Annotated in this window: 10 protein-coding genes and 1 pseudogene; 4 read left to right on the forward strand and 7 right to left on the reverse strand. The window is 20.8% G+C overall.

From position 1 onward, the window contains the following. Positions 1-32 precede the first annotated feature (32 nt). The 4 genes and pseudogenes from BUCIPICE3303_RS00870 (at position 33) to lipA (ending at position 5,163) form a co-directional block, all read left to right on the forward strand. A complete protein-coding gene (locus BUCIPICE3303_RS00870; protein WP_154049234.1) occupies positions 33-797 on the forward strand; it encodes an enoyl-ACP reductase FabI in 765 nt (254 codons plus the stop codon). A 183-nt stretch (positions 798-980) separates the two neighbouring features. Further along, positions 981-2,930 (forward strand): exoribonuclease II, encoded by a 1,950-nt coding sequence (locus BUCIPICE3303_RS00875; RefSeq protein ID WP_154049235.1) that lies wholly within the window; start codon positions 981-983, stop codon positions 2,928-2,930. A gap of 638 nt (positions 2,931-3,568) precedes the next feature. Continuing rightward, positions 3,569-4,128, forward strand: a pseudogene (gene lipB / locus BUCIPICE3303_RS02145) (lipoyl(octanoyl) transferase LipB). 93 nt (positions 4,129-4,221) lie between these two features. Beyond that, complete coding sequence (gene lipA / locus BUCIPICE3303_RS00885) at positions 4,222-5,163, forward strand: lipoyl synthase (RefSeq protein ID WP_154049236.1); 942 nt, start codon at positions 4,222-4,224, stop codon at positions 5,161-5,163. Positions 5,164-5,400: 237 nt separating this feature from the next. Here lipA and sppA read toward each other — a convergent pair whose 3' ends face one another. From sppA to trpD, 7 genes are all read right to left on the reverse strand, one after another. Next, entirely contained in the window at positions 5,401-7,269 is a 1,869-nt protein-coding gene (gene sppA, locus BUCIPICE3303_RS00890) for a signal peptide peptidase SppA (RefSeq protein WP_154049237.1), read from the reverse strand. 333 nt (positions 7,270-7,602) lie between these two features. Then, positions 7,603-8,019 carry an acyl-CoA thioester hydrolase YciA gene (gene yciA / locus BUCIPICE3303_RS00895; protein ID WP_154049238.1) on the reverse strand — a complete coding sequence of 139 codons (417 nt, stop codon included), beginning with the start codon at positions 8,017-8,019 and terminating at the stop codon, positions 7,603-7,605. A 224-nt stretch (positions 8,020-8,243) separates the two neighbouring features. Further along, positions 8,244-8,999, reverse strand: coding sequence for a YciC family protein (locus BUCIPICE3303_RS02150; protein ID WP_154049239.1), 756 nt, complete (start codon positions 8,997-8,999; stop codon positions 8,244-8,246). A gap of 115 nt (positions 9,000-9,114) precedes the next feature. Continuing rightward, entirely contained in the window at positions 9,115-9,927 is an 813-nt protein-coding gene (gene trpA / locus BUCIPICE3303_RS00905) for a tryptophan synthase subunit alpha (RefSeq protein WP_154049240.1), read from the reverse strand. 16 nt (positions 9,928-9,943) lie between these two features. Further along, positions 9,944-11,119, reverse strand: coding sequence for a tryptophan synthase subunit beta (gene trpB / locus BUCIPICE3303_RS00910; protein WP_154049241.1), 1,176 nt, complete (start codon positions 11,117-11,119; stop codon positions 9,944-9,946). A 12-nt stretch (positions 11,120-11,131) separates the two neighbouring features. Further along, entirely contained in the window at positions 11,132-12,517 is a 1,386-nt protein-coding gene (trpCF, locus tag BUCIPICE3303_RS00915) for a bifunctional indole-3-glycerol-phosphate synthase TrpC/phosphoribosylanthranilate isomerase TrpF (protein WP_154049242.1), read from the reverse strand. A gap of 8 nt (positions 12,518-12,525) precedes the next feature. Then, complete coding sequence (trpD, locus tag BUCIPICE3303_RS00920) at positions 12,526-13,527, reverse strand: anthranilate phosphoribosyltransferase (RefSeq protein WP_154049243.1); 1,002 nt, start codon at positions 13,525-13,527, stop codon at positions 12,526-12,528. Positions 13,528-13,757 lie beyond the last annotated feature (230 nt).

Genomic DNA, 13,757 nt, shown 5'->3' on the forward strand with positions numbered 1-13,757 from the left:
TTATGATTAAAGTAATAGAGGTATTATAATGTATGTCTTTTTTAAAAAATAAAAAAATTTTGATCTTTGGTGTTAAAAATTATTTTTCAATTGCATGGGGGATAGCTATATCTATGTATAAACAAAAAGCTAAATTAGCATTTGTTTATCATAATAAAAAATCAAAACAAAAAATAATACCGCTTGCAAAAGAAGTTAATTCTAAAATTATTCTACAATGCGATGTTAATTCTGATGAATCAATAAAAAAATTATTTATAAAATTATTTAAAATATGGGGTATGTTTGACGGAATTATACATTCCATAGCTTATGTGCCTCGAATTCAGTTGAATAAAGATTTTATTAAAACAATTAATCGTATCAATTTTTTAAATGCAATTGAAACTAATTCATTTAGTTTAATAGCAATTATAAAAGAAGCTGAAAAATTTCTTAATAAAAAATCTTCTATTTTAACTTTAACTTATATAGGTGCAATTAAATGTATCCCTTATTATAATATTATGGGTATTACAAAAGCTGCATTAGAATCTAGTGTACGTTATCTATCTATTTCTATGGGAAAAAAAAATATACGAGTTAATGCAATTTCTTCTGGTTCTATTAAAACAACTGCATCATATGTAATAAAAAATTTTCATAAAATAATGAGTACCGATCGAAATTATTCACCTTTAAATAGAAATGTTACTACAAAAGAAATAGGAAATGTAGCTGCATTTTTATGTTCTGATTTATCTAGTGGGATAACGGGACAAGTTATATATGTAGATGTTGGAAGAAATATAATGTAAAAATTATCATAAATGGTATATGATTTCCATTAAATAAAAATTATTTATTTTTATTCAATAAAATTAATATTGATTAAATATTAACATACTTAAAAGAATAAATAATGTGTTTATTAAACAATATATAAAGCATTTATTTAAATTTATTTTTTTAATAATAAAAAATTATTAGGTTGTTATATTATGTTTCAGAATAATCCTTTACTTATAAAATTAAAAAATAAGTTACATAAGAAAAAACCAAGAGTTGAAGGAATCGTAAAAAGCACTACTAAAGGTTTTGGATTTTTAGAAGTTGATTCTAGAACAACATATTTTATTCCTTCTAAAAATATGAAAAAAGTTATACACGGGGATAAGATAATAGGTTTGATTGAACAAGAAAATAATAAAGAAATTATATATCCTGAAAAATTGATAGAACCTTTTTTAAAAATATTTATAGGTTCAATATATAAAAAAAATAATTGTCTATATATACAATCAAGTTATCCTTATATACGAAATACAGTATTTTACCCATATAAAACTTCTTTAGTGCGACCATGGAAACATGGAGATTGGGTAATTGCGGAACTAAAAGAACATAGATTACATAATAATAATCATTTTAGTGTAAAAATTATAAAATTTATCTCTGAAAAAAATAATCCTTTATCACCATGGTATGTTATATTAACACGGCATAATTTAGAAAAAAAATCACCAATAGTTAATTTTGTAAATTTGTCCTCTTATGATGTTTATAATAATAATCGCATAGATCTAACATCTTTAGATTTTATTACTATTGATAACTGTAATACTAAAGATATTGATGATGCTCTTTTTGTAGAGCAAACAGAGAATAATACATTTATTCTGACTGTAGCAATTGCAGATCCTACAGAATATATATTAGAAAATACTGAAATAGATAATATAGCTAAAAAACGTGTTTTTACTAATTATTTACCAGGATTAAATATTTCTATGTTACCTAAAGAACTTTCTGAAAACACCTGTTCTTTAAAACCTCATGTAAAACGACCAGTTTTAGCGTGTCGAATAATAATTGATAATCAAGGCAATATTATAACAAAAAAAATAGATTTTTTTTTAGCATGGGTTAAATCAAAAAGTAAATTATCATATGAAAAAGTATCTGATTGGCTAGAAAAAATAGGAACATGGAAACCAAAAGATAAAAAGATTGAAAAACAGATATTATTGTTAAAAAAAATATATATTATTCGCAATATTTGGAGAAAAAAAAATGCTTTAATATTTAAAGATCGTTTAGAATACAAATTCAATATATCTAAAACATGGGAAATATTAAATATTTCAATGGAAAAAAGAAGAATAGCACATAAAATTATTGAAGAATCTATGATTACAGCTAATATTTGTGCAGCTAATTTTTTAGATAAAAAATTAGGATTCGGATTATACAATACACATTCTGGTTTTGATATATTTAACGCGAAAAATGTTATTGAATTTTTAAAACAGTATAATATTTTTTATACAGTAGAAGAAATTATGACCTTATCTGGTTTTTGTAAATTAAAAAGATCATTAGACAAATTGTGTAATGAATATGTTAATTATAGAATTCATCGCTTTCAATCTTTTGGTGAAATAAGTCTTTTTTCTAAACCGCATTTTTCTTTAGGTTTGGATTCATATGCTACTTGGACATCTCCAATTAGAAAATATAGTGATATGATTAATCATAGATTAATAAAATCTGTCATAACAGGAAAAAGTAGTATTGTCAAACCTGATAATATTTTAATATCACATATTATTAACCGAAAAAGAAAAATTCGAATAGCACAGAGAGAAATAGAAGAATGGTTATATGTGAAATTTTTTGATAAAAAAAATTATAATAATGTATCTTACCAAGCAAATATTATTGATATTTTAAAAGGAGGAATTCGTGCTCGTTTATTAAAAAATGGTGCTTTTATTTTTATTCCAGCTCTGTATATCCATAATATACGTAATGAATTAGTTTTTCATCCAGAATTAGGGGTTATTTATATAAAAAATAAAATTCATTATAAAGTATCAGATAATATAATTGTACATTTATTAATTATAAATAATCATACTAAAACAATCATTGCTTCTATTGTTAACTAAAATATATTAAAAACATAATTATATATTAATATAATATGTTTTTTATTAAAAATTTATAAACATTATATAAATTATTAGTTATAAATCAATTAAGAATTTAATATAAATTTTTTAAATTCTGATTTATCTATATATTTAATTCGTTTTACTATACTATTTATTATAGTAAATCTAATGAATATCACTCTAATATTTTTATAGAAAATAAATCTATAAAACCGAAAAAAAGAAGTCAGATAAATAAAATTATATATTTTATTATTGATATTATTTTATGTATAAAATTATTTTTTTTATTTTTTATCTGAATTTTTTTAATATTTATATAAATTTTTATATATTACCAATAGTATATGAATATTAATAACTAATTTTTTATTATTAAAAATAAGTAAATTAATAAAAAAAAGAAAAAAATAAAATAAATCATAAAATTACTGCTTGTTATAGTATTTAATAGATTGATTAATAAGGTAAAATCTATTTTTTGCATTATATTTAATTAAAATATTTATATATATATTTTAAAATATAATTTTAACTTTTCAATTTCTTTAATTTTAATTTATAACACTAAAAAAATGAATATTATTATACGAGATTTAGGTTTATGTCATTGGATGAATATAGAAAAAAGAATGAAAAAATTTACACAAAACAGAAATAAAAATACAATTGATGAATTGTGGTTTTTAGAACATTACCCTGTTTTTACTTATGGCGCTTCAGAAAAAAAATATTGTGTTTCACATATTAATAATATTCCGGTATTTCAATCTATTAGAGGTGGAAAAATTACTTTTCATGGGCCCGGACAATTAATTATATATTTATTAATTAATTTACAAAGAAAAAAAATTAAATTTTATGAATTAGTGCAAAAAATTGAAGTATTAATTATTCAATTATTAAAATTCTTAAATATATCAGCGCATACAGAAGAAAAATGGCCAGGTGTATATGTTAAAAAAAAAAAATTTGTTCATTAGGTTTTAGAATTATAAATGGTTGCTCTTTACATGGATTAGCTTTAAATATTGATATGAATTTAAATCCTTTTAAATATATTAATCCTTGTGGAAATAAAGATATAATAATGACACAAATAAAGGATTTTAATAAAAATATTAGTATAAAAGAAATCAAGAAAATTTTTATACAAAAATTTTGTATGTTCTTTAATTATATATTAATATAATATTAATTATTTTTTATATATTCAATATATATTAAAATATATAATTTTATTAGCTTATTTTAATTAATAAATATAAATTAGAGCAAAATAAATATGTTTCAGAAAAAAAAAATAAATATATTGCATCAAAAAGAAAAAAATACACATCACATATCTACAATTTTATCTTCTAATGAATTTAAATCTATTTTAAAAAAACCAAATTGGTTAAAAGTTAGATTACCTTCTAATTTATATAAAATTAATAAAATTAAAAATATATTAAAAAATAACAAACTTCATTCTGTATGTGAGGAAGCGCATTGTCCAAATTTATCAGAATGTTTTAATAATGGAACAGCGACATTTATGATATTAGGTTCTATATGTACTCGTAAATGCCCTTTTTGTGCAGTCAAAAAAGGAAGAGCTTTAATGGTAGATACTGATGAACCTAGAAAAATATTTGATGTTATTTTAAAATTAAATTTGAAATATGTTGTTTTAACATCTGTATCTAGAGACGATTTAAAGGATGGAGGAGCAGAACATTTTTCTAAATGTATTTATACAATTCGAAAAAAAAAAAATATAAAAATAGAAATTTTAGTTCCTGATTTTAGAGGTAGAGAAAAAATAGCATTAAATAAAATTAATAAATATCCTCCGGATGTATTTAATCATAACATTGAAAATGTTCCTAGATTATATTCGTCTGTACGCCCAGGAGCAAATTATATAAAATCTTTAAATTTATTATATGAATTTAAAAAAATATGTCCTAATATACCTACAAAATCTGGATTAATGTTAGGTTTAGGTGAAAAAAAGAATGAAGTTATTTCTGTATTAAAAGATTTAAAATCAGTAGGTGTATCAATTATTACAATGGGGCAATATATGCAACCTAGTAAAAATCATTTATTAGTAAAAAAATATGTTCAACCTAAAGAATTTATAATTTTTCGAAATATAGCATTATCATTAGGTTTTTCCAAAGTTTTTTCAGGTCCTTTTGTTAGATCTTCTTATCATGCTGATAAACAATATCTATAATGTTACAAGAAAAATAATGAATATATTAAATTTTTATTTATATTTTTTGATAAAAATATTATTTATACGAAGTATTTTAATATTAATAAATAAAAAATAATATTTTTTATAAATAAAAATTATTTTTATTTTTATGAAATTTTTTTTAATATTAATTTAGTAATAAAACAAGAACACCAAACAAAATATAGTATAACTTCTTTTGTTGGTGTTTTTATTTACTAAATATAATTCAATTTATTTTATTTTATAATCATCGTAATAAAGAGACATTAATTGATTAAATTCAAATATATTAGTTATATAAAAGATGTTGTTATAAAAAATAGATATTTTATTGATAAGTTCTTTAGATACAAAAGTATATAAAACATTTTTCAATACATTTGTTGTTAATAAATTTATTTTTTCTTTTAGAAAATTAATTAACGAATAGTCAGTGTCTAACCATAATACATTATAATCTTTAACATTAGCTAATTGCGCGGCTTTCTTAACAGCGGAATCTATATCACCAATTTCATCAACTAATCCTACTTTTTTTGCATTTGCTCCCATCCATACTCGTCCTTGCGCAATATCACTTATTTCATCTATTGATTTGTGACGTGCTTTAGCTACAATTGTAATAAATTTATTGTATCCATTAGAAATTTCTAAATTCATTTTCTTCTTATATTGCTCTGAAAGACTATTAAATAAATTATAACTACTATTATATTTTGTATCTATTATTTGATTGGTTATACCTAAAGTAGATAATATTTTTTCTAAAGTAGGAACAACAGAAAAAATACCAATAGAACCAGTTAATGTTGTTTTATGTGCAAAAATATAATCACCTGCTGTAGCAATCCAATAACCTCCAGAAGCAGCAACATCTCCCATAGAAATTATTAGCGGTTTTTTATGTTTATGTAATTCAAGTAATTTTTTTCTCATTATTTCTGAAATTTCAACGTTACCACCTGGACTATTAATTCTCAATACTACCGCTTTAACATTTTTATCATGTTTTGCAATATATATTTGATCCGCAACAGATCTAACATTCATAGCATTAACTGCATTAATATTACTTCCAATAACTCCATTAGCTAGTATTATTGCAATTTTATTAGGACTTGAATCTGTTATTTTTTTCTTTATTTTATAATCATGAATATCAATTGTTTCATAATCAGTATCATTGCTTTTTTTATAAAACATATCAATTAAATATTTATTAACACTATTTTTATCCACAAGATAATCTACTAAATTATAATGTAATGCATATTTTGCATAATTATTATTATGTTTTTGTAAATATTTTGTTATCTCATCAGGATTAGGACATATTTCTCTAATTGGAATGTTTCTATTATGTGCTATATCTTGTACAAATTTTTTCCATTTATATTGGATTATATCTTGTTCTATTTTTTTATTTTCTTTTGATGGTGAATTTCTTAAAAACGGTTCAACAGCAGATTTATATTTCCCTATTTTAAATACATTCATGTTTATATGAAATTTATCTAAAAATTTTTTTAAATATATTTTACTAGTAGAAATTCCATTTATTTGAATATTTCCTTCTTGTGATAAGAAAATTTTATCTGAAAAACTTGCTAAATAATATGCTCCCTGTGAATAACATCTTCCTATAGTGACAACAGGTTTTTTAGATTCTTTAAATTCATTTATTTTTTTTCCAATATATTCTAAAACTACTTGATTACTAGAAAAACGATCATCTGCTCTTAACATCAATCCAACAATTTCAGGATCATTTTTTGCTTGTTCAATTTTGTCAGTAATTTCAAAAATAGAAGTAATTTTTTCTTCATCCTCTTTTTTTTTTGAAAGAGATGCATTATATTTATTTGTTAAAGCTTCTGAAACTGATATCTCTTCTATTTTACTGGTTAAACTTACTATTAATAATTTTGGTTTTATACTTGGAATTGGGGCGTTAGTATGTTTTTTAAAATGCAAAGCTACCCAAATTGTTATGCCAATTATTACTAACAACACTGTGTGTAAAAATATCTCTTTTATTATGTTTAATAACTTATTTATATATTTAAATGTTTGCAATACGAATTTTAAAATTTTCTGCATGTTATTAATGAACCCTAATAATTATGTTTTTTTTGAAAAAAATTAAATAATAATAAAAATTATTATAAAAAAATAATATTTTTGAAAAATATGTTAATCAATAAAAATTATTGATTATTTAATAAAAATGTATATAAATATTAAATAAAAATTAAATCTTATATCACATTAATCATAAAAAATATTTTCATAAAACATTATTAAATTATTTTTAATATTAAATCATGTATATCTGTTTTTTAATTTTATAAATATTCTTATAAAAAAATAATTATTTTTTTAAATTTAATTTAATTATTAATATAAAAATATTATATTTAATTGTATGAAAAATTATATACCATTCGTTATAGGTAATATTCTAGGTTTACCATATTTATCTATAGCTACATAAACAAATGTAGCAGTATTTGTACAATATAATAAACTGAAAGAACAAGAATTTATTTTTTTAACCCAAACCTCTATTTCTATAGTTATAGAAGTATTACCTATTTTAATGCAGCGTGCATAACAATTTACTATATCTCCCGCTGATATTGGTTTTAAAAAATTTATATATTTCACATATACAGTAGAAACTTTACCTTTAGAAATTTCTTTAGCTAAAATACCTCCTCCAATATCCATTTGAGACATAATCCATCCTCCAAAAATATTTCCATTAACATTTTTGTGGGCAGGCATAGCAATTGTTTTTAACATTAAATTTTTATCACATACAATATCAACATTTTTATTTTTTAACATTTTATTCACTAAATAAGATATAGAAGTTTTTTTTGAAAAGAATTTTTTTATAAAAAATTATATTTTTTAAATATATAAATTTTTAAATGTAATTAAATAAATATTTACAATTTATTTATTTAATATTTTTAAAATTATTAAAAATATTATATTTTGAAAAATTAATAATGATAATTATTTTTTATATAAAAAATAATTATCATTATTAAAATATTTTAAAAGAATTAATTATTAATATTATTAACTTTAGAATAAATATAAAATCTAAATAAATATATGATTATATAAGAAAAATATATATTTATAAAAAAATTTAATAAAAAAATATTTATATATGCTGGAAACATAAAAAATATTTTAAAAAATATAAAAATTAATTTTCTAAATATTAAATTTAATAAAATAATCGGCATAATAATATACATATTATAAAGAAGTATTTTTATACTATATATAAATGAATAAAAAATATTTTTTTTTTCTATAAAAAATATAATAAGAGACATAAAAGATGCAAGAGATAATAATACTTTAGGTAATATAAAAATATTAAATTTAGTTCCTATTAATAAAAATTGTAAATATAAAAGAGGCATACATAAAAAAAAAGATTGAAATATTTTTATTATTGTATAATAAATATTTTTTAAAATAGAAGATGAAATAAAATATATTAAATATAAAACAGATATAAACAAAAAAAAATTGCTAATAATAGAACAAAATGCTTTTATAAATTCTATATAAAAAATAACTTTTTTTTGATTAATATTCATATTATAAATAATATTGAATAAAGATTCTTTTTTAAAAAAATAACTTGTATATAAAATAGATAATTCGATTATTTTGATACTAAAAATATTTTGTAAAAAAATATTTATTAATGCACTTATAATGGAATACACGAATATATTTATTATATTCTTATAAAAAAATTGATATGTATCATACATTATAATATATATATTCGACAACATATATCCTCCTTTAAAAATAAATAATATATGTATATATTAAAAAATAATATTATTATGTATTAATTATAATAAGACTATTTATACTAAATATTTTATTATTTTATTTTTTAAATATCTAATATATTGTCTCTTTTTTAAAAATTTTTACTATTTTTGCTATTTTTTTAAACATTTTATTTTTATTAAATAAATTATTTTCTATTATTTTAATAATACGTGAACCACATATAATACCTTGTACCCCGCTGTTTATAATATTTTTAATTTGACTTGCTTTATAAATACCAAACCCTTGTATAATAGGAGGTGAGTTATATTTTTTTAATTTTTTTATTATATTTATTAATAATTTTTGCGGGTATACTGCTTGTATTCCAGTAATTCCGGGTCTTGATACAAGATATATATAACTTTTACAAACAGCAGCAATTCTTTTAATAAACTTTTTATTTGCATCATGAGGGCAAATAAATATTGATGATATATTATTTTTATTTGCTATTTTACGAAAAATATATGATTCCTCTATTGGAAGATCAGCAATTAAAACAGAATCAATTTCAATTGAACGACATAATGAATAAAAAACTGGTAATTTTTGACAAAAAATAATATTCGAGTAGGTTAATAATCCAATAGGTATATTAGGATATTTTTTTCTTATATTAAATATAATATCAAAACATTGTTTAATCGTTATATTATTATTTAATGCTCTAATATGTGAATTTTGTATAACTACTCCATCTGCTATAGGATCTGAAAAAGGTATTCCTAACTCTAATGCATCAGCACCATTTGTAATTAGAATATCAATAATTTCTAAAGAAATATTTATTGAAGGATCTCCTAATACTATAAATGGTATAAAACAACACTCTTTGTTTAAAGATAGGTTTTGGAATAAAGATGTATATCTTGATTTCATTGTTTACTCATATTTATTAATTTATTTTATTATTAATAGTATTAAGATCTTTATCACCCCGACCAGATAAATTAACAATAATAATTTGTTTTTTATCAGGATTTTTATGCATTAATTTTAATGCATATGCAATAGCATGTGATGATTCTAAAGCAGGGATAATTCCTTCTAATCTTGATAATTTTAAAAAAGAACTAACTGCTTCTTCATCAGTAATAGTTACATATTTAACTCTTTTGATATAATTTAACCAAGCATGTTCTGGTCCAACGGAAGGAAAATCTAAACCAGCTGAAATTGACCAAGATTTTTGAATTTGTCCATCATTATTTTGCATGAGATATGATTTCATTCCAAAATAAATTCCTAATTTCCCATCATGTATAGGAGAACCATGTTTTCCTGTATGTAAACCTAAACCCGCAGGTTCTACTCCAACTAATTTTACAGCATTATCGTTAATAAAAGAAGAAAATATTCCAATAGCATTAGACCCACCACCAACACAAGCTATAACAAAATCTGGTAAGTTTTTTTCTTTTAATAGACATTGTCTTTTAGTTTCTTTTCCAATAATTTTTTGATATTCTTTAACAATAGTTGGATATGGATGAGGACCAGCTGCAGTACCAATCATATAATGAGAATTAGAATAACTATTTGCCCAATCTCTCATTGCAGCATTACAAGCATCTTTAAGTGTTGCTGACCCAGATGTTACTGAAATAACTTTTGCACCAAGTAATTTCATTCTTAATACATTTTGTGATTGCCTTTGAATATCTTTTTCTCCCATATATATACGACATTTCAAATTTAATAAAGAACAAGCTATAGCAGAAGCAACCCCATGTTGACCAGCTCCCGTTTCAGCGATAATATTTTTTTTTTTCATTCTTTTTGCTAATAATGCTTGTCCTAATACTTGATTAGTTTTATGCGCCCCACCATGTAATAAATCTTCTCTTTTTAAATAAATTTTAGTGTTAGTATGTTTTGTAATATTTCTACATAATGTTAATGGAGTGGGTCTTCCAGCATAAGAATGTAATAACATATTTAATTTTTTTTTAAATTTTTTATCTTTTTTTGCTTCAATAAATGTTTTTTCTAATTCATATAAAGCTGGAATTAAAATTTGCGGGACATACATTCCACCAAATTTTCCAAAATAAGGATTTAATATTGTCATATTTTTAATTGTTTAGTTTGATAAATTTTTATTTTTAGGAAAATATCTCAATATTTTAAATGCTGATATAATTTTTTTAGGATCTTTAATTCCTGGTGATATTTCTAATCCTGAATTAAAATCTAGTCCACGAAAACCTAATGTAGATGCTAAAAAACAATTTTTTAAATTTAATCCTCCTGATAACATCATATTCGATGTATTAACTTTTTTAATTAAATTCCAATCAAATGTTTTTCCGGTTCCACCTTTTTTATTATCTAATAAATAACGATTAATATAGACAATATTATTTATTATTGTGTTTTTATTCATTGAAATAGATTTCCAAATATGCACATGCTTTGGTAATAAGATTTTTAATCTTCTAATAAATTCTTGATTTTCTCCTCCATGTAATTGAACTCCATATAAATTAAACTTATTAACTTTTATAAGAATATTTTTATCTTCTTCATTACAAAAAACACCGATATATCGTAACAAATTATTCATAATAATTTTTTCACACATTTGATCGTTAATATATCTAGGTGATTCAGGGACAAAAATTAATCCTCCATATATACAACCGGATTTATCTGCGATATGTGCATCTTTATTTTTTGTTAAACCGCAAATTTTATTATCGCCATAAATTAATTTTCGAGTAGAAAATTCTAAATTTTTAGAACGCATTAAATGTGTTCCTACTAAAAAACCATTTACTGTACTACGTAAAGAACGAATACTTTTATAACTATCAATTCCTGATTCACAAATAATAATTTTATTTTTAGGAATTAATGGAGCTAATATTCTTGTATTATTTATATTAATAGAAAGATTTTTTAAGTCTCTATTATTTATTCCAATTACTGAAGCATTTAACAATAATGCACGCTTTAATTCATTAAATGTGTGTATTTCTGTTAAAATACCTAAATTCATACTTTTAGCAATATTTGATAATTTAATATATTGAGTATCATCTAAAATAGATAACATTAATAAAATTGCATTCGCTTTATTATAACGCGCGTAATATATTTGATATGGATCAATAAAAAAATCCTTACATAATAAAGGTTTTTTTGTTTTATTATGCGCTTCTAATAAATAATTAAAATTACCATGAAAAAATTTTTCTTCTGTAATTATCGAAATAACATCAGCATATTTATTATAGATTTTTATTATTTTTGAAATATTAAAATTTTTTTTAAATACACCATTTAATGGTGATGCTTTTTTGCATTCTAATATAAATGATGGATTATTTTTTTTTAATGCTTTTTCAAAACAATTTTTTGATTGTTTGATCTTATTATAAAAAGAATTTAAAGGTAAATTATTTTTTTTATATTGAATCCAGCTATATGTACTTTGTAATATTTTAGAAATAATGTTATTTTTCATAATTTAATTTAATTAAATAATTTGGATAATTTAAGAACAAAATTATAAATTTTACCTGAATTAATAAAATTTAAAATATTTAATGTATTATGAGATAGATTATTATATCCTAATACTTTCATTAATAATGCTACATTAATAGCTACTGTTTTTACATATACAGGCTCTCCTATACCCTTAAATAATTTGATTGTTTCTGTATAATTTTCTGCTTCATTTTTTTCTAAAATAAAATTTTTAGAATATTTTTTTAAACCAAAATCTTTAGGAGATAAAATATATTCTGTATATTTTTTATTATTTATTTCTGTTATATATATATTATCATATAATGTAGCTTCATCTATACCCCCACTATGCACAATAATAGCTCTTTGATACTGTAAATTAGATAATATTTTTGCATACAACGGCATTAAATCTTTTTTATATACACCTATTAATGCAAAAGTAGGTTTAGCAGGATTTAATAATGGACCTAATATATTAAAAATCGTTTTTGTTTTTAACAAACTGCGAATTTTAGATATTTTTTTAAAACTTGTTAAATAAAAATTAGCAAATAAAAAACAAATATTAAATTGATCAAGACATTTTCGTGATTTTTTAGGTGATATTTTTAAATTTACTTGTAATTTTTGTAATAAATTTGCAGATCCGGAATTACTAGATGAGTTTATATTACACATTTTTACAATTTTTATTCCATAAGCAGCAGCAACAATTGAACTGACTGTAGATATGTTAAAGCTGTTTTTTTGATCACCACCCGTACCAACAATATCAGAAATACTATAATTAGGTGCAGGAAAATATTTCATATGCTGTATAACTGATTCTCTTGCGCCTATAATTTCTTCATATGTTTCTGTTCGAGATGCCATAATGGCAAGTATAGCAGATATTTGAATATTATTAAGTTTTTCATATAAAATATGATTAAATAATATAAAACTTTCTTTTTCAGTTAAACATGTACCAGTGTATATTTTTTTTAGAATTTTTTTCATTTTATTTTTATATAAAATTATTTTATTACAACATAATAATATTAAAATTATTTTTAATACTAATTTAAATATAAATATACTATATTATATGTCTTTAATATATACAACTAAATATTTAAGATACATTTATTAAAAATAATTTTTATATTTGTTATATTTATATTTTTAATATATTTAATTATCATTAAAACATTTATTATTATGTTGATTATTTAGAGAATCATTTTTTT

This window comes from Buchnera aphidicola (Cinara piceae) (genome assembly GCF_900699035.1).
Taxonomy (GTDB): Bacteria; Pseudomonadota; Gammaproteobacteria; order Enterobacterales; family Enterobacteriaceae; genus Buchnera_F; species Buchnera_F aphidicola_AV.